The organism is Streptomyces sudanensis (assembly GCF_023614315.1).
Classification (GTDB): domain Bacteria; phylum Actinomycetota; class Actinomycetes; order Streptomycetales; family Streptomycetaceae; genus Streptomyces; species Streptomyces sudanensis.
Map to the genome: position 1 here is coordinate 3,158,718 of NZ_CP095474.1, position 20,143 is coordinate 3,178,860.

The window sequence follows — 20,143 nt, forward strand, 5'->3', positions numbered from 1 at the left end:
GGCCAGGAGACCACGGACGCACGGCTTCTGACGGCAGGTCGGGTGACGGGCACCCACCGGAGCCCCGGGCCACCGGCACGGGCTTCGGGGACGCGGGACCCACGGGCGCGGCGGCCCCCGGAGGGCGCGGCGGCCACCGGGGGGCGTGGATCGGCGCCGGGGCGACCCTGCTGGGCGCCGTGATCACCGTGGTCGGAGCCTATCTGCTGGGGTCCGGCGGAGACCGGTCCGCGAGCGCGCCGCCCCCCGCCCCGGCACCGGCCCCGTCGTCCTCCGCCCCGGCCCCCTCGCAACCGGCCCCGGAACCACCGGCCGCGCCTCGGCGTCCGCGCCGGCCCCGGCCCCGACGCCCACGGCGAAGGCGGGCGGCACCGTCCACTGGGAGGGCACGACGGTGATCGTCGACGCCGACGACAAGGACTTCGACGCCGCACCGCCCGAACAGTCGGAGATCAACAGGGAGAACGACTTCTCGGTCTTCAGGTTCACCGAGCGCATGTTGCGCCCCGAGCACGGTGTGAGGGCGGCGATCTGGGCGGACCCGGGCACGCTGCCCTCGTACGCGGACTGCGCCGCCCTCGTCGGCGCCGAGGGCACCATGAAGGACATGACCATGAAGACCGGCATGGTCGTCTGCGCCAGGACCACCGAGGGCAGGATCGCTCGTCTGAAGGCCGTCGAGACGTCCGGTGGCGCCCTCGACACGACCGGGAGGTTCCAGGCCGTCGTGTGGAACGCCGGCTGACGGAAGCGGCGGGCGGTCNNGGGGGGGGGCGGCCGGGCGGGGCGCCGGCGGGCGGCGCCTCCCGTCACCTCGCCCCGGGGCGGTGCGGTGCCCGCCGGCGCGGCGGGCACGTACCCTTCAGGCCGTGGTCGGCGAAGGCGGTTCGGCCGTGGCGCGGCGGTATTCCGCGTTGATGCGCTGGGCTTCCTCGAGTTGGTCCTCGAGGATGATGATGCGGCAGGCGGCCTCGATGGGAGTGCCCTGGTCGACGAGTTCCCGGGCGCGGGCCGCGATGCGCAACTGGTAGCGGGAGTACCGCCGGTGGCCGCCCTCCGAACGGAGCGGGGTGATCAGCCGCGCCTCGCCGATGGCGCGCAGGAAACCGGGGGTGGTGCCGAGTATCTCGGCCGCCCGCCCCATCGTGTAGGCGGGGTAGTCGTCGTCTTCGAGACGGCTGATCGGATCGTCTGCTGTCATCTCGCCTCTCTGCGGAACGCGTCGAGGGGCCCTGGTGCCGTACGGCACCAGGGCCCCGAAGGAACTGCACCACCTGCCGGCCTCGGTGCTGCGCCGGCTCATTGTGTCCGCACCGCCGCCCGCTGCGGGGCTCGGGGGTGCGGGGATCGCGGATGTGTGACCGGAGACCACCTGCCTGTCGATGTCCTGCGGTACCCGGGGTGCGACTCCGCCCGGGCGATCCCGATGGTGCCCGACTCCTCCGTTCTTCCTCTCTTCCTCCGGACCGGCCCGCCTGCCGCGAGCCCGGTGGCGCCGGGGCGCCACCCGTGGTCCCCGTGCCGTGCTGCGTCCACTCCGGCTCGGGGACCGAGCCCGCGGTGCGCGCGCCCGCGGCCTGGCGCCTTCACCGAGGTACTACCGAATGCCGCACTGCCGGTACCGCCCACCGCGCCCACGGGAGCCGCGGCTGCGCGTACCGCTGACGGCGGCCCCTGATCACTGCGGGCCACCCGGTCCGGTGGTCAGCCCCGTCGCCGTCATGGGACAACCGTGGCTTCGGGACTCCACCACCGCACCGTCTTGCTCACTGCGGGTACCGCGGCCCGGCAGGTCGTCTCTGCCGGGCCTTGCTCGATCTCGGTTACGAGAGAAACCATAACCACGGCACAAGCGAATGTCTACCGTGGCCACGATAGATTTTCGTACCCGTCGGCCTCGGAATCCCTCCGGCCGCCTCACGGCGGGGCCGGAGGCGGTCGCGTACGGCCGGGCCGTCCGCCGATTCACCCGCTGGGTCATCCGGCGGGCCGGCCGGTGGATCACCCGGTGGATCACCCGGTGGGCCGGCCCGCGGGGAGTGGCTCGCGCCCGCCGCGCACGCCCGCCTCCGTCACGACGGCACCCCCGGCCGGGAGCCGGGGGTGCGGGGNGCGGGTACGACGGGACGGGTGGGGACCCGGGCGGGCGCGGGAGCCCGTACGGCGCGACGGCCGCCGTGTGGGGACCGCCCGCGTCCCGGCGCCCGTCCGGCGGCAGCAGCGACGGCAGCAGCGACGGCAGCGGCAGCGGCGGCGGCCGTCGGGCACGCGCGCCACCGGAACCGGGCCGGCGCCCGCCGGTCCCGCCCGTCGGCACCACCACGTGAACCGGCCGGACGGCGGGTAAATAGAATCGGCTCTCATGTCTAAGCCTGACGAGTTGCTCGTCGACATCGCCGCCAGGGTCGAGTCCGGACAGAGCAACCAGATGTCCCTGAGCGTGGTCGCGGGTGGAGCCGTCATCACCGGCCGGCTGGCTCCCGAAGCGGTATGGCGGCAGCGGGTGTCGGAGGTCCTGGCGGACTCGGCCCGCCTCGGCGAGTTCGCCGACGCCTTCGGCGCGTCGGCGCCGAGAAACGGCCCGCCGACCCATCTGCACTTCCACGTCGCCCGGATCCTCCAGGGAACGGTGGGCATCCCGGAGACGGGCGGGATGTACCGCGTCGCGATCGAGGACGTCAGCGCCTGGACGGTGGGCGACTTCAGCTACTCCGACCACTGAGCGGTCCCGCCGAGCGGTCCCGCCGAGTCGCCGAGGCGGCGAGCGGGACGGGGCACGACGAGGGCCCGGCCGGAACCTTGGGTTCTATCGGTCCTCGCAACACCCGTGATCTGTGGGAGTTGCGAGGACCGTGGGTGTTGAACGTGATCTTGCGGGGTTGCGGAAGCGTTTCCTCGTACGGCTGGATGCTGTGGGGAACGTGACGGTGGTGGCGCGTGAGCTGGGGGTGAACCGGAACACCGCTTTCGGCTGGGCCCGGAGGGCGGGACACCGTTCGCAGCGCCTGCCGCGTCGGCATCCTCGGCGGGACGAGTACGAGCGACTGCGCGCCACGGGCACCTCGCAGTCCGAGGCCGCCCGGCGCGTCGGGGTGAACGAGCGCACGGCCAGGGACTGGGACTGGGGCGTCAAGAAGACCGCAACGACCAGGACGTATGTCGACGGCCGCCGTGTCGACTACGCGACGGGGACCGCCACGATGTGCGGTGTGACCACAGCATCAGTGGGTCTGACGGCCCTGGACAAGCAGTTGCATCCCCGGTTCTTGACTCTGGCCGAGCGCGAGCAGATCCGTGATCTACGTGCGGCAGGCCACTCGCTGCGGGCGATCGGACGCGCCCTGGGCCGGCCGGCCAGCACCATCAAGCGGGAGATCGACGCGAACGCCGGCCGCGAGGGCTACCAGCCCTACGCCGCCCACCGGGCCNCCNCNGNGNAGGCCCCGGCCCAAGGACCGCAAACTGCTGCGCGAGGGACGGCTGCGCCGCTTCGTCCAGGACGCACTGCGCAAGAGGTGGTCGCCGGAGCAGATCTGCCACGCTCTGAGGATGGAGCATCCCGACGACGAGAGCATGCGGGTGAGCGTGGAGACGGTCTACCAGGCGCTGTATTTCCAGGCCCGCGGCGGCCTGAAGCGGGAAGTGCAGGCCGCGATCCGTTCCGGCCGCACCCGCCGCAAACCACGCCGGGACCCCCAGCGGCGCACCCCGCGGTTCATCGACCCGATGGTGATGATCAGTGACCGTCCCGCCGACGTCGAGGACCGGGCCGTGCCCGGACATTGGGAAGGCGACCTGATCATCGGTGCGGGCGGGCGCTCCGCGATCGCCACCCTGGTCGAGCGCAGCACCCGGTACACCATGCTGGTCCACCTGCCGGGCGGCGCTCACGATGCCCAGACCGTCCGCGACGGCCTCGTCGCCACGATCCAGACCCTGCCCGACCACCTGCGCGGCTCCCTCACCTGGGACCAGGGCAGCGAGATGGCACGCCACAAGCAGTTCACCATGGCCACCGGCATGCCCGTCTACTTCTGCGACCCGGCCTCACCCTGGCAACGCGGCTCCAACGAGAACACCAACGGGCTGCTGCGGCAGTACTTCCCCAAGGGCACCGACCTGAGCCCGCACACCCCCGAAGACCTCGAACACGTCGCCCAGGAACTCAACGGCCGCCCACGCAAGACGCTCGACTGGGATACCCCAGCCGAGCGTCTACGTGATCTACTCACCACCTGAAACCAAGCGGTGTTGCGACGACCCCTTGAACCCAAGAACGCCCGGCCGGGCCCTCGTCACTGCCGGGGCGCGGTCCGCGCCCGCGGGTCAGGCCGGCGCGGGAGCGCCGAGCAGGGCGGACGCCTGCTGGAGCGGGGTGGCGTCCGAGGGCGTGTCCCCGGGAGCCGGCCGGCAGACGAAACCGAGGCGGGTCATGGCCCGTACGACCTCGCCGGTGCTGAAGTCGCGGCGGTCCTGGCCGGTGACGGCCTCGCCGACCTGCTTGACCGGGTACCGGCGGCGCCCGATGGTCACGGTCTCCCCGGTGACCGGTTCGGGCTTGACGCCTTTCATCGTCTCCAGCACGCCGATCTTCGTCAGGTGGAACGGGAAACGGGCGATGACGCAGCGCATGAGGGCCTCACAGGGGGAAGAGGAATCCGATAGGGGCGTTTCACCGGGAGGGGCGTACGGCCCCCTCCGCGACCGTGTGCGGAGTCCCGGACAGCCGCGGTACGGCGGGCGCCCGGGCCCGGTGGCCGCCGAGGAGGCCGAGGAGGCCGAGGAGGCCGCGCGGGGCCGCGTGCGGACCGCCGTCACCGACGACTCCCACGGGCTGGAGGGGTGCCGCCGGCCGGGGGCCTATGCCGCCGGGCCGAGGGCGGGCCGCCGGGGAGCACGGCGCGTCGCCGACGCGGGACGGCGGCGCCGCGAACGGGAGCCGGCACCGGCGCCGCGCACGGGGCGTTCGGCGGCGGGTGCCGTGATGACGACCGGGATGCCGGAGGGGGCCTGCGCGCCGGTGATGCGGCTCAGTTCGGCCTCGCCGGAGCGGACTTCGGTGACCCGCGGGCGGATGCCCGCGTCCGACATGAGGCGCCTGACGCCGCCGCGCTGGTTCGGGGTGACGAGGGTGACGACGCTGCCGGACTCGCCCGCGCGGGCGGTGCGGCCGCCTCGGTGCAGGTAGTCCTTGTGGTCGGTCGGCGGGTCGACGTTGACGACGAGGTCGAGGTCGTCGACGTGGATGCCGCGGGCGGCGACGTTCGTCGCGACCAGCACCGTGACGTGGCCTTCCTTGAACTGGTTCAGCGTACGGGTGCGCTGCGGCTGGGACTTGCCGCCGTGCAGTGCGGCGGCCCGTACACCGCTGTCCAGCAGACTCCGGGTGAGCCGGTCCACGGCGTGCTTGGTGTCCAGGAACATGATCACGCGGCCGTCGCGCGCCGCGATCTGCGTCGTGGTGGCCTGCTTGTCGGCGCTGTGGACGTGCAGGACGTGGTGTTCCATCGTGGTGACCGCGCCGGCCGAGGGGTCCACGGAGTGGACGACGGGGTCGGTCAGGTACCGGCGGACCAGCAGGTCGACGTTGCGGTCCAGGGTGGCGGAGAACAGCATCCGCTGCCCCTCGGTGCGCACCTGGTCGAGCAGGGCGGAGACCTGGGGCAGGAACCCCATGTCCGCCATCTGGTCGGCCTCGTCCAGGACGGTGACGTCCACCCGGTCCAGCCGGCAGTCGCCGCGGTCGATGAGGTCCTTGAGCCGGCCCGGGGTCGCGACGACGACCTCGGCACCGCTCCGCAGCGCACGCACCTGCCCGCCGATCGACACGCCGCCCACGACGGTGGCCAGCCGCAGCCTCAGCGTCCGGGCGTACGGGGTGAGCGCGTCGGTCACCTGCTGCGCCAGTTCGCGGGTGGGGACGAGGACCAGGGCGAGCGGCTGCCGGGGCTCGGCGCGCCGCCCGGCGGTACGGGCCAGCAGGGCCAGCCCGAAGGCGAGCGTCTTGCCGGACCCGGTGCGGCCGCGGCCCAGGACGTCGCGGCCCGCGAGGGCGTTCGGCAGGGTCGCGCCCTGGATCGGGAACGGTACGGTCACGCCCTCGGCCCGGAGCGCGGCCAGCAACTGCTCGGGCATGTCGAGGTCGGCGAACGCCTCGACGGCGGGCAGCGCGGGGGTGATCGTCTCTGGGAGCGCGAACTCACCCCGCGCCGGGGTGCTCCGCCCGGGGCGGCCACCGGTGCGGCTGCCGGGGCGACCGGAGCCGGCGCCGGAGTCGCGGCGGGAGGGGGAGCGGCCGTTCGTACGGGCGCGGCCGTTCGTGCGGGCGCGGCCGTTCGTGCGGGTGCGGTCGTTCGTGCGTGTGCGGTTCATGGGAACCTTCCTCGATGCGGCACATATCAAGGAATTCCCGCATCGGAAAGGCAGCGCGGAGAATCGCAAGAACGGGCCGAATGGAACCCGGAAGCGAATCCGGCCGGCAGGAGGAAATGCCGGGCGCAGGCGCTGAAGCGGGTCGTGTGGGGTGGGGGCGGAACCCGGGGAGGCCGGTGTGCAGCGGCCCGGGAAGTGTCGGCGTCCGGTGGGGCGCGGGCCCCCGGAATCATCCCGCGCGCGGCGCCGCGGGAAACGTGTGTGAACGCGTACGGCCGGGGCCCGCACCCCGAAGGATGCGGGCCCCGGCTGCGTGGTGGCGCGTCGCGTCAGGCGGGAACGATGTTCTCGGCCGTCGGGCCCTTCTGGCCCTGCGCGATGTCGAAGCTCACCTTCTGGCCCTCCAGCAGCTCGCGGAAGCCCTGGGCGGCGATGTTCGAGTAGTGGGCGAACACGTCGGCGCCGCCGCCGTCCTGCTCGATGAAGCCGAAGCCCTTTTCCGCGTTGAACCACTTCACGGTGCCAGTAGCCATGTCATATCTCCTTCGGGGTGCAACGGGTCCGCACTGCGCGGACACCGTGTCGCCGCGATGATTACCCCGTCCGGAAAAAGACCGGAAATACATAAGCGATCCCGGCGGAACAAAAGCCCGCCGGGGTGCTCGAAGTTTTGGGAACCACAACTGCAACTGACATCGACAGTAGCACGTTGCGGCGCCCCGTGCGGGGCGGAAATTCACGCTCCGCCGCAGTGGAAAAAACCCTCACCGCGCGGTCCGGTAAAACCTCGCCCGGCGGAGACAGATATCGGCTCGCCCCCGTGTGGTGTTTTCGGCAGGGTCCCCGCGGGCCGCCGGCCCGGGGGTTCGTCCTCGTCAGGCCGGTCGTGCCGCCCACCGGTGCAGGCCGCCGCGCCCCGCGCCCTGTCGGGTATCCACCGGGCTCCGAAACCGACCGCCGGTGTCCGTGCCGGTTGCCGCCGGGCGCCGGCATCACCGGAAACGAACACCGTTGGTGACGCTCACTCCCTGTGCGGTGCCCCTTCCCGGCCATCCCCTTCCCCGGTCATCCCTTTCCGGGGTCTCGCCGCACGCTCGCGCGGGTCGCAGTCGGAACCGGCGCCCCGGTGGCACGAAGCCCCTGTCGACCCGGCCCGCAGTCGCGGGGTCTCCCGGGAGCGGGAACGTACGCGCGGGTCTCGCCCGGGCCGGGGAGGTCGGTCGGTACCATGCCGTCCGGCCGGCTCCCCCGATCACCCGGTCGGCAGGGCGTGGACCGGGAAGCGGTCGTGAAACGGTCCGCATGGTCCCGCCGCCCGTCATGGCGACCCGTCTTCGCCGTCTCCCCGCCCCGTGTGCCGTCGGGCGCGGAGCGGACCGTCGTCCACAGGGAGGAGGGCGACTCGATCCGCCGCTTCGCCTCCGGACGGAAGTGGCGCAGGTGCCGGGCCGTCACCGGCCCGACCGTTGACCTCCGTTTCCGCGGCCTCCGCCACGCTGGTCGTCCCGAGGCGGCGTGCCCCGGCGCCACGACCGGGAACACGGGGACTTGTGTGTGGGCACCGGCCGGCCGAGAGGACCGCACCCGCCGGCCGGCGCCCCGGCCACGGACGGCAGGAAAGCTCCCGGGGGCCCGACGGGCTCGTGAGGACCGAGGGTGAGAAGGCATCGAGTGCGGGGGCGCGCCCCGGGCCGGGACGTCGTGCCCTTCGCCCGGACCCCACGCGGTACGGCGTTGAGCCATCGTTCTCACGGATGGGCCCGAGACGGACAGAGTGTTAACCCGGCGTCATTTCAGGCTTCCGAGGCCTCCACGGCAGACAACACCTCTTGAGCAGTGAGGAGGCTTCCCCGTCCTTCCGTCCACCACCTTTCGCATGCCATGAGTATCTGAGTATTGCCAATACTCACTGGGTCCATAGGTGTTGACCGTCCTATGCTCACGTCTGATGAACGGTCCGCGGGGACCACGTGGAAGGGTCGTGATGTGACATGAAGAACAACAGCGGTGGGCCTGACGGCGCCCGCCTCCTCACCCGTACGCAGATCGCGGACATGGCAGGGGTGACACGAGCAGCGGTCACCACCTGGGAGAGACGGGCGGCGGATTTCCCCACCTCCCGGCGTACCGCGGGCCAGGACTACTTCTACGAGTCCGAGATCCTCGCCTGGCTCGACGGAAAGCGAGTGCCTTCGCACCGTCGGGCTCCGGGGGAGGACGAGCACACCACGTACGGAGACCGGGCACGCCGACGCGGTCTGCCCGCTCCCACCACCCAAGAGGACCCGACGGAGAACTCCGCCCAGTCCGGGTTCGCCCCGCGGGAGGAACCGGACCCGCGGGATGTCGAGACCGTACGCACGCTCATGGGCCCCCTGGCCGAGAGGGTGGGAGGCGCGGACGAGGCGGTCGGCTATCTGAGCCTGCTGGCCGCCCTGTACTTCCTGCGGATGACGAGGCCTGCCGGCTGGCGAAGGGTGGAGGAGTACCCCACATCCGGCGAGGGTCTGAGGAGCAGTGGCGCGCTGCTCAGGCTCATCGGCTCGGAGGCGGATGCGGCCCTGTACACCAGCGGGTCCCTGCCCGACATGCAGGAGGCCCTGTCCCGCCTCGAGCCCAGGCGGTTCGAGGACGTCGTGGAGGTCGTCCGACTGGTGGCCCGCCTTGGCCCTCACGCCTTCCAACTGATCGTCGAAGGCTATGAGGAGAAGACCCGGTTGGGCAGCCGGGAGTTCTTCACGCCGCTCCCGGTCGCGCATCTGATGGCGGAACTGGGACGGAACGCCAGGGCAACCGCCGCGAGCAGTGTGTACGACCCGTACGTCCGGGGCGGGGAACTCCTCGGTGCGGCCATCGACACGGCGGCGTGGGCGAGGGGCGGGCCGAACGCTGTCGGCTCTCCGCCGCCCGGGATGCTGGGACAGACGCCGAACCGGGCGACCCTGCCGCTCGCGAGCATGAACCTGGCACTGCGCGGAGCTCGGTTCGCCCTCCGGCTGAAGACCGGCGGGCGGCCCTGGGAGGAGGCGTGGCCGCGCGAACCGGTCGACCTGGTGCTCACCAACCCCCCCTTCAACATGAAGGACACTGTGCAGGAGACCGCGCGTTCCGGGGACTGGCCCTACGGTGCTCCTCCGGTGGGCAACGACAACCTGGCCTATGCGCAGTACGCCCTGTCGCTCCTGGCCGAGGGCGGACGCGCGGCGGTGGTCATGCCGAACAAGGCGGGCAATTCCGGTAACGCGGCGGAACTGGCGATTCGCCGGGCCTTCGTGGAGCAGGGCGTGGTGGAGTGCGTTGTCGCATTGCCCGACAAACTCTTCTCGGGAACCCCGGTTCCGGTGTGCGTCTGGCTCCTGCGGCATCCGGCCGATGCCGGGGACCACGTCCTGTTCCTGGACGCACGTGGCCTGGGCGCCGTGCGACGTGGCGGGCGGCGCGTTCTCACGTACGGCGATGTCCGCCGCGTCATCCACTCCTACCTGGCCAATCGCACGGGAGGGGGCAGCGCCACGCCGTACGGCTCCTCGGGAGCGATCGTGCCCGGCGCACGCGTCGACAGGGCGGCTCTGCGTGATGCCGACTACTCACTCAACCCCATCCACCACGTCGGCGGGTCCCCGGCACCGGACACCGGCACGGCAGGTGCCACGGAGGAGGACGCCTGGACCGGGGTCTCCACGCTGACGGAGCGGTGCCGGCTCCTCGACGAGCGCACGGCTGAGGTACGGGCCGGGCTGGAGACCGACCGGGTGCGTCGGGCGCGTCGGCGCAAGGTTGTCCTCGCGGAGCTGTGCGACATCCAGGCCGGGCCGTCACACGCCTTGCTGGCGCCGAGGGATCGGACGCCGCACGGCACCGTGCCGGTCGTCTCCCCCAAGCACCTGAGGGACGGAGAGGTGAGCGAGGGCGGTGACGAGCGTGTCTCCGCGGGACTCGCCGAACGGCTGAAGCGCTACCGACTCGAGGCAGACGACATCGTCTGCGTACGCACGGGTGTCATGAAGCCACCCGCCCTGGTGCGGGGGCACCAGACGGGATGGCTCATGAGCTCCAACGTGGTCAGGCTCCGCTGCCACGAGAGGGCTGAGGTCCTGCCCGGCTACCTGCTCGCCGTGCTGAGTCGCCCGGACGCCCTCGACTGGGTCAAGGACCGCGCGGCCGCCACTGCCGCACCGTTCATCACCAAGGCGGTGCTGCAGAGCCAGGAAGTCCTGCTGCCGCCCCTCGACGTGCAGCGGGAGGTCGCCGAGCTGCTCGCCGTTCTCCGGGAGCGGTCCAGCGCCCACCGGGAGCTGGCGGGAGCGGTCGCCTCGGCCCAGAGACTGCTCGCCGAAGAGCTGACGGGCGTTCCGTCCGCCATCCGCCCCACCGTGTGACCTGCGCAGAGCGACCCACAGAGGCAACGAAAGGAACTCACGGTCATGACCAGGTCCAATGCCGCGCACGCATCCCCGTCCGTCATCCGGGCGCTCTGGCTGCTCGTCATCGTCCTCTTCTCCACGCTGGTCGCCGTCTGCGTGGGCGCGCTGAAGCACGCGACCGGCACGCGCTTCGCTGACGTGGTTCTCTGCGCGGGCAACGCGTTCGGCGCGACGGCGGGGCTCTGCTTCGGCGCGGTGGGAGCAGTCGCGGTGCTTCGGAGCGGGACAGCGGGTAACGCCGACCTCGACACGGTGGAGTCCGAGCGCCCCGTCCGGTGACCGGCGGCCGACGAGACTCGGCCCCTGCCGCGCTTGCCCACGGGAGATTCGGCAACGAACAAGGCCCCGGCCGCCGACCGGGGCCTTCCGCATGGAGCGGGTGACGGGAATCGAACCCGCGCTCTGAAAGAGGCTCAGTGATCTCGGGTCTGAGCTACGGCATTCTCGAGCGGGGTAGCGGGCTGCTACCCGATCGCGGGGCACCGGCGTTGACCGTGACTGACCTCTGCATCCGGCACGGTCGTGGCACGAACCTCAGCCGACGACGGTCAGCCACGACGGCGGGCGCGCCGACCGACCAGGCACGCGTGTGTGTTTCGCTGCACCCCCGCCGGCCTCAGCCGCGCTACTGGCTTGCGCCGTCGACCAGAGCAACCCGCGACGGCCGGCACCGTCACGACGGAGCGTGAGCTATCAGCTGGGGAATCACCGCCACCCATTTTGGCCGCCTAATTTCTGACCTGCTAAAACGTTCTCCGCGGCGGCACTGGTGGACGGTCTGGCGATATCCTCGTTCACCGCTGTTCATCGCTGTTCATCGCTGTTCACCGCTCCGAAGGGCACGACCGGGGCGCGGTGCCAGAACATTGAGCAGGTGCCTGCGGGGGTGGGGAAGTCGGAGCGAGCGCGGATGCGTCTCCGGATCGCCGTCCCGGACTCGATCGGAAAGTCGGCTTCGAGGACTCCCTCCGCTGCTCGATCAGTCCCCGCACCCGCTACGTCTTCCGCGTGGACGTCCAGCCTTGGCGGCGGAGGTTTTCGAAGCCGTCCAGGAGGAGGTCCAGGGTGAATTCGAACTCGAACTGGTCGTCGCAGCCGCCACCGACCGTGGAGCCCCCGTCGTGCGCGGCCGTCGCGGCCAGTTCCGCGATGTGCGGGTAGCGCGCCGCCAGGCCGGGGTCCGGTGGGCCGGAGGGGGCGGAGGTGTCGAACAGTTCCTGGCTGAAGCCGAGGAGGCGGCTGCCCATCGCGTGCATGGCGTGATGCGTGAGGTCGGCGGAGAGGCCGCCGTCCCGGAAGCTCCCGGCCATCGAGTCCAGGTACGCGAGCACGGCCGGGGTGGGGCCGGTCCGCGACTCGATGACCCGCGCCGCCCAGGGGTGGCGCAGCAGGACCCGCCGGGCCGAGAGGATCCGCCCGCGGACCACGCGCTGCCAGTCGGGGCCCGGGGCCGGCGGGTCGATCTCGCCGACGACGGCGTCGACCATGCCGTCGAGCAACTCCTCCTTGTTGGCCACGTGCTTGTAGAGGGCCATCGGTACGACGCCCAGCTCCTGCGCGAGCCTGCGCATGCTGAGCGCGTCGATGCCGGTGGCGTCGGCGAGCGCGACGGCGGCGCGCAGGACGCGGTCCCTGTTCAGGGGGATCCGCTGCGTGCGCGCGGCTTCCTGCGGGGTCACTTCCGTTCGGCCCCTTCCCTCCTCGACGGCCTTCTCCTTGACGAGTGTACGACGTACACCTATGGTCATTGTCAGGTGTACGACGTACACCACCATTGAACAAGGGGGCTGGAGAAGATGAGTCCGGACCGGAGAACCGCGGTGGCCGCCGGGTCGCTGTTCCTGTTGACCGAGGGCGCCGCGATAGCCGGGGCGATCCTGTACCGCCCCTTGTTGGGCGCCGCGGACGGCCGGCTCGCGCAGGGTGCCGACACGCAGGCACTGCTCGGGGCGCTCTGCGAGATGGTGTTGGTGGTGGCGGTGGCCGGTACCGGGGCGGCGCTGTTCCCCGTCCTGCGGCGCCACGGCGAGGGGCTCGCGCTCGGGTACGCCTTCGGGCGGCTGCTGGAGGCAGCCGTCATCGCCCTCGGGATCGTCGCCGTCCTGGCGCTCGTCACCCTGCGGCGGGACGCGGGGACGGCGGACGGCGCCGATGCCGCGCTGGTGGCCGTGCACGACTGGACGTTCCTGCTCGGGCCCAACATCGCCCTCGGCCTGAACACTGTCCTGCTCGCGTACCTGGCGTACCGCGCACGGCTCGTACCGCGCTTCATCGCCGTGCTCGGGCTGGTCGGTGGACCACTGATCTGCGCCTCGGCCGTCGCCGTGGTGTTCGGGGCCTACGCGCAGCTCTCCGTGGCGGGGGCAGCCGCCGCGCTCCCGGTGTTCGCCTGGGAGCTGGGACTGGCCGGGTGGCTGCTCGTCAGGGGATTCGGACCCGGCTCAGACAGCGCGTCCCGGGCAGACGGAGAAGTGGCTGATCCGGCAGGTGCCCGTCGGTGAGGCCGACCCGAGCCTGACGACCGCGCCGTCGTTGTCACCGCCCGCCCATCGCCGTGAAGGACTGGGAGATCTGGACAACGAACAAGGCCCTGGCCCCATGACCAGGGCCTTCGCTATGGAGCGGGTGACGGGAATCGAACCCGCGCTCTGAGCTTGGGAATCACCGACGCCTACGGCCACTTCGAGGCTGTGACCTGCTGAAACAGTTCTCCTGGACGGAGCGTAGTGCCCCTACGGGGAACCGCTGTTGACCGCTGTTCTCCGCTCCATCTGGTGCACTTCTGGTGCGGCCATGGTGCCCACACCACGGCCGCACCTTTTGATCCGTAGCTCTACAGAGATCGGTCGCTGGCGGTCATACAGGTCGCGCATCGGCCCTGCGGGGATGCTACGGGGCGGGGCCGGTTGCTGTGGTTGCTGTACCCGGTTGCTGTACAGCAGGATCCCGGTGGGGGTGAGGGCGGTGGAGCGGGGCCTACTTGAGCGGCTGCTTGTCGGCAGTGACGAGGCGTCCGTGGCTGCTCTGGCTGCGCTTCGCGGCGGTGGTTCTCACGCCGTCTGGGACGGGGCTACGTCTGCTGAGTCGCTCTTCCATGTGTATGCACGTCGGCTGCGGTACACGCGTCGCCGGGGTGTCGAGACCACGAACCTGGCCCGGGCCATGGAACTGCTCGGCCGGCATCGGTACCCGGTTCGTCTGGGGCAGATCATGGCTGCCGATGGTTCCTGGGCCTTCATGTTGTTCCTCACTGAGGACGGCAGCAGCCTGATCGCGTGCACCGGTGTGCGGCGGACCCCCGTGTGAACCTCAGCCGACGACAGTCAGCCACGATGGCGGGTGCGCCGGCCGACCAAGCGCGCGTGTGCCTCGCTGTACCCCCCACCGACCTCCACCACGCTGCCAGTGCCGTCGACCAGAGCTGGGCACGACGGCTGGTCCGTGACCACGGCGCCTGAGCCCTCAGCTGGGAATCACCGGTCGTTCGAGCCGCCTTGGTGCCCTCACCAGGTGCAACAGCTGCCCGAGCCGTTGCGTCCCGCCTCCAGACCGAACCGCTATTGACCGTGGTTCCCCGCTCCATTGGGTGCCGTTCTGGTGCGCCAGTCGTACGGCGAACTCCGGTGCGGGAGGGCACGGCACTGCCCTAGTGTCCTGAGTCGTTAGTTCGTGTGCAGTACGCGGCGAGGGTGCCGAGGATGTCGTCGGCGGTCTTGGTCCACACGAACGGTTTGGGGTTCTTGTTCCACTCGTTGATCCATCGGCGGATGTCGCGTTCGAGTTCGGTGACGCTGCGGTGGGCCGAGCGGCGGAGTTTGCGGCAGGTCAGCTCGGCGAACCAGCGCTCGACGAGGTTGAGCCAGGAGGCGGAGGTGGGGGTGAAGTGCAGGTGGAAGCGGGGGTGTCGCAGCAGCCACTTCTTGACCGCTTCGGTCTTGTGGGTGGCGTAGTTGTCCAGGACCAGGTGCAGGTCCAGGTTCTTGGGTACGGCGGCGTCGATGGTCTTCAGGAAACGGAGGAACTCCTGGTGGCGGTGGCGTCGGTAGTGCTGGGCTATGACCGAGCCGGAGGCGATGTCCAGGGCGGCGAACAGGCTGGTGGTGCCGTGCCGGACGTAGTCGTGCGTCATCCGCGCCGGCGTGGTCGGCGACATGGGCAGCACCGGCTGGGTGCGGTCCAGGGCCTGGATCTGCGACTTCTCGTCCACCGCCAGCACCAGGGCGTTCTCCGGCGGGGACAGGTAGATGCCGACCACGTCGCGGACCTTGGTCACGAACTGCGGGTCGGTGGACAGCTTCCATGTCTGCACGATGTGCGGCTTGAGGCCGAACGCCCGCCAGATCCGCGAGACGGCCGACTGCGACATGCCCGCGGCTTGGGCCATCGACCGCGTCGACCAGTGCGAATCCCCCGAAGGGGGCGCCTGGTCCAGGGTCCGGGCGACCAGGGACTCCACCTGCTCGTCGGTGATCCGGCGCGGGGCACCGGAGCGCGGAGCGTCGACCAGCCCCTCAAGACGGTCGGCAGCGAACCTGGACCGCCACTTGCGCACCGTCTCCCGCGAGATACCGAGCTCTTGCGCGACCTGCGCGTTCGGGCGGCCCTCGGCACACGCCAGCACGATCCTCGCGCGCAGCACCAGGGCCTGCCCCGCGGTCCGCTTGCGCAACCAGCCCCGCAGAACCCTGCGCTCGCGCTCGGACAACTCCAATGACAACGGCTTCGGACCCGGCATCCCCCAACCCTACAACCGCCAACGAACTAACGACTCAGAACACTAGGATCGCCCTGCCTGCGTCGGCCGGCAGCTGTAGACCCGCAGCACCGGCCCGTTGTGGAGGGGGCCAGCCCGTTCGAGCCGGGCCAGGTGGGCTGACAGCCGCTTTCGGAGAGAGGCTGGGTGATCTGCGGGCTGAGCTGGGGCTTCGTCTGCCGACGAAGTGGGAGGCTACTCGACCGCAGTGCACCGGCGTTGACCGTGACTGACCGCTGCATCTGGCACAGTTGTGGCACGAACCTCAGCCCACGACAGTCAGCCACGACGGCGGGTGCGCCTGCCAACTAGGCAGTTTCGTTTGGATCATCGGGCGGAGTAGAGGAAAGATGCCTGCGGTGTGGAGCCCGGCTAGGCGGTTTCGTTTGGATCATCGGGCGGACCAGAGGAAGATGCCAGCGATGTGCAGTCCGGCCAGGTAGATGGTCGCGGTCTTCTCGTAGCGGGTGGCGATGCCGCGCCACTGCTTCAGGCGGTTGATGCACCGCTCGACGGTGTTGCGCTGCTTGTACGCCTCCCGGTCGAAGGCCGGCGGTCTGCCGCCGGCCTGTCCGCGCCGCTTCCGGTTGGCCTGCTGGTCGGCCCGTTCCGGGATCACCCCCGGATGCCGCGTCTGCGCAGGTGGTCGCGAATCTCGCGGGAGGAGCAGGCCTTGTCGTCCAGGACCATGTCCGGTCTGGTGCGCGGACGACCGCGCTGTCGGGGAACGCGCAGGCGGGCCATCACCTCGGTGAAGGCAGGTGCGTCGCCGGCCTGGCCGGCGGTGAGGTGGAAGGTCAGGGGCCGGCAATGGCCGTCGGCGGCAAGGTGGATCTTGGTGGTCAGTCCGCCGCGGGAGCGGCCGATGGCGTGGTCGTCGGGTTCGCCGGCCGGGGCCCCCTTTTGCGGGCCCCGGCCGCGTGCTGGTGGGCCCGCACGATCGTGGAGTCCACCGACACGGCCCAGCCCAGGTCCTCGTCGGCATCGGCCTGGGCCGCCAGGGCGGTGAACACCCGCTCTCAGGTTCCGTCGACGGCCCACATCCGCAGCCGGTTGTAGACGCCCCGCCAGTTGCCGTACTTCTCCGGCAGGTGCACCCAACTGGGTACCGGTCTGGAACTTGAAGGCGATCGCGTCGATCACCTGACGGTGGTCCCGCCAGCGGCCACCCCGCTTCGGCGTCCGGTCCGGGAGCAACGGCTCGATCCGCGCCCACTGCGCATCAGTCAACGACACGCCCGGACCAACGACCGACTGATCCAAACGAAACTGCCTAGACGCCCGTGTGTTTCGCTCCACCCCCCACCGGCATCAGCCACGCTGTTCGGTGACTTCTGCTGCGGCTTGTAACGATGCTTCTTGACTCGACTCCAGCTCCATGCTGGAACGCTCAAGGTACGAAACGGCCGCCCGGAGCAGGGCTAGGTTGTCCCTGAAATGGCCTAATCCCTTGTTGCACGGGTCACAGAGCAGCCCCCGCACCACTCCGGAATCGTGGTCGTGATCGACGGCTGGGCGCCTCCTGGCGTTATCCTCCAATTTCGCAGGACAAATTGCGCACTTACCTGCCTGTTCTTGGTAGAGCCGCTCGTACTCCTCCCAGGTAAGCCGGTACTTCTTCCAAAGATGGTTCTTATACTCTCGCCAAGCGTACAATTCGGGGTCCTTGGCCCTGCGCGCTGCCTGCTGCCGATTGAGCTTCTCCCGGTTCCGATCCGCCCACTCTCGTCTATAGTTCCGGGCGGCCTCGATCTGCTCCAGGGTCTTGGGGCGCGCCTTTCTCCGCTCGTTCTCGCAACTTTTGCAGTATGACTGGTACTTCTGCTGCCCCCACTTGCCGCGCCCCTTTCTGCTGTACTCACTTACCGGCTTGACGATCTTGCAGTCGGTGCATGCCTTCTCTTCCAACTCTGGGTAGGGGGCGTCTGGCGATCCCGTCTTCTGAACCCGGTCATAGTGAAGCCTGCAGTAGTCCTTGGCTACGAACGGCCGCTCACAGCCTGGTACGGAGCAACGCTTTAGCACCCAACTACTCCTTAGCTACTGACATGTTGGACCGCCCGGCATTCTCTCACTTGCCACTGACAGTCGGGTTCTGACGCTGTCACGATCGGTGTTTGTGTAAGCGCGCAAACATCAACTACTGATGTGCAGCTAGCCGACGACCAACCAGTAGATGCCTTTCTTAGCGCGTTGACTTGAGACCGTGGCGGACCGCAGAAAGCTCTGTAGCGCCGACGTCATCGGCGGTGATCGCCCTAGATCCGCTGGACGGCCAGGCGACGCTGCCGAGAGGCGCGAGCGCACCGTGGGCACCTGGTCCTACCGTCCACTGGAACATTACTGAGCTTCTATCCCTGGCTGAAGTCATGCGCGGGCATGAGGTCTTGCGCGGGGTTGCCCTCCGCGCGTTCGGTGTACTGCGGCAGGAGGACGTGGCTGAACCGGCGCCGGGCGAGCGATCGCGCGGGTCGACCGGCGCCCCCTCGATGAGCGGATCGCCGACATCATCACGGCTGAGGGGCTCGAAGTAGGGGAAGCCTTCCCGAGCGCTTCCACGCTGGCAGAAGCCTGTCCATGCTGATGTCCAGGACGCTCAATGAAAAGTTCGTGCGCCTGAACACGGTAGGTGGCTACTATTAGGCAGCCGTATCATCGGACAGGAGGCCGTGCATAATGGCGATGCCGCTCAATGCTGAGGAAATCGCGGAAGCGATTGAAGCCGAACTTGAAATATGCCGACGACCCCTACGGGATTTTCAAGCGAACGACGATGACCGCGAAGGCTTCGCTAGGTCGGGCAAGGCGAGTTGCAAGTTTCCTGTAGACCCATCAAAAATCCCTGTCCCATTGATCGCGGCTATGACTTTTCGCGTTCTCCTAAGATGTCATGATCTAGGGAGGGCTGAAAAATTAGCCTGGGAATACCCTTTCATTTTCCGTGGACGCGAGTGCAGTATCAGTCTGGAAAAGTTCGGTACGCGCATTTACGTCGGTAAAACTACCGATGGGGACGCAAGTTCAGAGAAGTGCGCTCGCGAGATAGTCGGCAAGGTCGCCGCCGCTGGACGCATGATGGAAAAAAACCTCCTGTCGCTAATGGGTCAGCAGGCACTGGCGCTGGGGAACGTTACCGTTCCGAACCTGTATTACAAGCTGCAGGGGATGTACAAGTATTTCCGTGAAGCTGCTCTTGAAGCGTACGCAGGCAATGGTCTATTGGCCCGCGCATCGGAACGTGAAGATTCAGGGACCCTCATAGCCGGAAAGTTGAACCACTTCATGGCTGTCCGACGCGAGGGATTGTATGCAACCGTCGCCATGGTAAATGCTTACTTCAGCTTGTTGGAGCACACGCTGGTATTGACTCTCCCTTCGACCGACTTCAATCCTCGACAGGAGTCCGTCGCCTCTTTTATTGGTTCGCGCTTGTTTGAGAAGTATGACCGCATATTCTCGGGGAATAAAAACAAGCAAGCCCAAAGGCTGCGGGAGAAGCTTAAGGAAGTTGCGGAAGTCTGGAGGAATCCGTATAGTCATGGCGGATTCGATAAAATGCACCAGGCGGTCGGGTTTCATGTCGAGGGGATCGGCGTAATCCCTGTCGGCCTCTCGAATGTTACAAACATGCCGGAATTTCACATTTTCCCAGAACGAGATCAGGGATTCGATGAACTCTGCACTCTCTTCGATGAGATTGACGATTTTCTCTGCTCTGGTCCGCTGTGGGCTTCGCTGGAGTGGGTGAAATACGGCTTGGATGTTCCCCTGGATGAAGAATCACTCAAAATTTTCAGGGGGAAGGTCAGTGAAGGGGAAGCAGAGTTCAGGGATCACCTGTCGCGCACCTCAGCTCACGTTGAGCAAGCGATGAATATGGATTGGTGAGGTGCGGAGGCCGGCGGAGCGGCTTTGGGCTGGAGCTGATTTGGCGCGAGTGATCATGGCCCATTACGCTGGCCCGCGAATCGGGCAGGTTTGTGAGCCTGCCCGTTAGTGCCCGATTTTGGGCCATGATCTTCGAGGCTCGCGCCAAATTGGCTGCCTAAAGCCGTGGAGCCGACCGGCCCCAGCCACAGAGGGTTTTCCTGTCTCTGCCCGCATACATGCATGCAGCGCGCCGCCGGGCGCGGCCAGCCGGGGCGGAGACAGGAGGCAGGCCGCGCCGCAGAGGCGGCGCGCCCGCGCCGTGCGCGGGCCTTGAACCCGTAGAGAAGGTTGTAACTCAGTTGGCCTGGGATGCCGAGTAGGCGTCGGAGCATCGGCGCCTCGGTGGTGGTGAGGTCCTGGGTCCAGCATTCGCACCAGTAGCCGCGGGTGGGCCTGTTCACGGCATCGCTCCTGTCGGGTGGACCGCGAGGACGTAGCGGGCGCTCTCGTCGTGAAGGGTGAGTTGGTAGCCGGTGCCTGTGGTCAGGTAGGCGAGGGCGCGTTCGTGTTCGGTGTCGTCGGTCAGCCAGTGCAGGCCCGGTTGTGCGTGAGGAGCGTCGAGCTGATCCACGACGTGCCGTGTGCGCTCCTGTAACCAGCGCAGTGCCAGACGTGGGCTCGCGGTGTCGTGTGATCCCAATGGGATGGCGCGGACCTCGTGCAG

General features: G+C 69.1%; 17 protein-coding genes and 1 pseudogene. 9 read left to right on the plus strand and 9 right to left on the minus strand.

The genetic code is table 11. From position 1 onward, the window contains the following. Nucleotides 1-394: 394 nt before the first annotated feature. Nucleotides 395-745 (plus strand): hypothetical protein, encoded by a 351-nt coding sequence (locus MW084_RS14705; RefSeq protein ID WP_010468053.1) that lies wholly within the window; start codon nucleotides 395-397, stop codon nucleotides 743-745. A gap of 117 nt (nucleotides 746-862) precedes the next feature. Here the strand turns inward: MW084_RS14705 and MW084_RS14710 are convergent, their stop codons facing one another. Then, nucleotides 863-1,201, minus strand: a complete 339-nt coding sequence (locus MW084_RS14710; RefSeq protein ID WP_010468054.1) for a MerR family transcriptional regulator — start codon at nucleotides 1,199-1,201, stop codon at nucleotides 863-865. Nucleotides 1,202-2,362: 1,161 nt separating this feature from the next. Here MW084_RS14710 and MW084_RS14715 point away from each other — a divergent pair. The 3 genes from MW084_RS14715 to MW084_RS14725 form a co-directional block, all read left to right on the plus strand. After that, on the plus strand, nucleotides 2,363-2,722 hold the full coding sequence (locus tag MW084_RS14715) for a hypothetical protein (protein WP_010468055.1): 360 nt from the start codon (nucleotides 2,363-2,365) through the stop codon (nucleotides 2,720-2,722). A gap of 283 nt (nucleotides 2,723-3,005) precedes the next feature. Further along, on the plus strand, nucleotides 3,006-3,431 hold a 426-nt coding region (locus MW084_RS14720; RefSeq protein ID WP_420833765.1), incomplete at its 3' end, for a helix-turn-helix domain-containing protein. A gap of 7 nt (nucleotides 3,432-3,438) precedes the next feature. Further along, the coding region (locus MW084_RS14725; RefSeq protein WP_275563628.1) for an IS30 family transposase at nucleotides 3,439-4,239 on the plus strand (801 nt) is incomplete at its 5' end. A gap of 87 nt (nucleotides 4,240-4,326) precedes the next feature. On the opposite strand, the gene MW084_RS14730 is transcribed toward MW084_RS14725, so the two are convergent. The 3 genes from MW084_RS14730 to MW084_RS14740 form a co-directional block, all read right to left on the minus strand. Beyond that, a complete protein-coding gene (locus MW084_RS14730; RefSeq protein WP_010476383.1) occupies nucleotides 4,327-4,632 on the minus strand; it encodes an SCO5918 family protein in 306 nt (101 codons plus the stop codon). A gap of 228 nt (nucleotides 4,633-4,860) precedes the next feature. Then, entirely contained in the window at nucleotides 4,861-6,372 is a 1,512-nt protein-coding gene (locus tag MW084_RS14735) for a DEAD/DEAH box helicase (RefSeq protein ID WP_010476384.1), read from the minus strand. A gap of 329 nt (nucleotides 6,373-6,701) precedes the next feature. Further along, complete coding sequence (locus tag MW084_RS14740) at nucleotides 6,702-6,905, minus strand: cold-shock protein (RefSeq protein ID WP_004986771.1); 204 nt, start codon at nucleotides 6,903-6,905, stop codon at nucleotides 6,702-6,704. 1,458 nt (nucleotides 6,906-8,363) lie between these two features. On the opposite strand from MW084_RS14740, the gene MW084_RS14745 reads away from it, so the two are divergent. Together MW084_RS14745 and MW084_RS14750 are read left to right on the plus strand one after the other, a co-directional pair. Next, nucleotides 8,364-10,751 (plus strand): type I restriction-modification system subunit M/S, encoded by a 2,388-nt coding sequence (locus MW084_RS14745; RefSeq protein WP_275563629.1) that lies wholly within the window; start codon nucleotides 8,364-8,366, stop codon nucleotides 10,749-10,751. A 45-nt stretch (nucleotides 10,752-10,796) separates the two neighbouring features. After that, nucleotides 10,797-11,075: a hypothetical protein gene (locus tag MW084_RS14750; protein ID WP_010476395.1), complete on the plus strand. Its 279-nt coding sequence runs from the start codon at nucleotides 10,797-10,799 to the stop codon at nucleotides 11,073-11,075. Nucleotides 11,076-11,791: 716 nt separating this feature from the next. Here the strand turns inward: MW084_RS14750 and MW084_RS14755 are convergent. Then, on the minus strand, nucleotides 11,792-12,475 hold the full coding sequence (locus MW084_RS14755) for a TetR/AcrR family transcriptional regulator C-terminal domain-containing protein (RefSeq protein ID WP_010476397.1): 684 nt from the start codon (nucleotides 12,473-12,475) through the stop codon (nucleotides 11,792-11,794). A 117-nt stretch (nucleotides 12,476-12,592) separates the two neighbouring features. On the opposite strand from MW084_RS14755, the gene MW084_RS14760 reads away from it, so the two are divergent. Beyond that, entirely contained in the window at nucleotides 12,593-13,297 is a 705-nt protein-coding gene (locus MW084_RS14760) for a DUF4386 domain-containing protein (protein WP_039830230.1), read from the plus strand. 661 nt (nucleotides 13,298-13,958) lie between these two features. Beyond that, nucleotides 13,959-14,102 carry a hypothetical protein gene (locus tag MW084_RS14765; RefSeq protein WP_275563630.1) on the plus strand — a complete coding sequence of 48 codons (144 nt, stop codon included), beginning with the start codon at nucleotides 13,959-13,961 and terminating at the stop codon, nucleotides 14,100-14,102. A gap of 340 nt (nucleotides 14,103-14,442) precedes the next feature. Here MW084_RS14765 and MW084_RS14770 read toward each other — a convergent pair whose 3' ends face one another. From MW084_RS14770 to MW084_RS14780, 3 genes and pseudogenes are all read right to left on the minus strand, one after another. Further along, nucleotides 14,443-15,531, minus strand: coding sequence for an IS630 family transposase (locus tag MW084_RS14770; RefSeq protein ID WP_255128825.1), 1,089 nt, complete (start codon nucleotides 15,529-15,531; stop codon nucleotides 14,443-14,445). A 409-nt stretch (nucleotides 15,532-15,940) separates the two neighbouring features. After that, nucleotides 15,941-16,785 (minus strand): annotated as a pseudogene (locus MW084_RS14775) (IS5 family transposase). A 75-nt stretch (nucleotides 16,786-16,860) separates the two neighbouring features. After that, nucleotides 16,861-17,574, minus strand: a complete 714-nt coding sequence (locus MW084_RS14780) for an endonuclease VII domain-containing protein (RefSeq protein ID WP_078572178.1) — start codon at nucleotides 17,572-17,574, stop codon at nucleotides 16,861-16,863. 651 nt (nucleotides 17,575-18,225) lie between these two features. On the opposite strand from MW084_RS14780, the gene MW084_RS14785 reads away from it, so the two are divergent. Further along, nucleotides 18,226-19,437: a hypothetical protein gene (locus MW084_RS14785; RefSeq protein ID WP_158684338.1), complete on the plus strand. Its 1,212-nt coding sequence runs from the start codon at nucleotides 18,226-18,228 to the stop codon at nucleotides 19,435-19,437. 439 nt (nucleotides 19,438-19,876) lie between these two features. On the opposite strand, the gene MW084_RS14790 is transcribed toward MW084_RS14785, so the two are convergent. Further along, entirely contained in the window at nucleotides 19,877-20,050 is a 174-nt protein-coding gene (locus tag MW084_RS14790) for a hypothetical protein (protein ID WP_275563631.1), read from the minus strand. Nucleotides 20,051-20,143 lie beyond the last annotated feature (93 nt).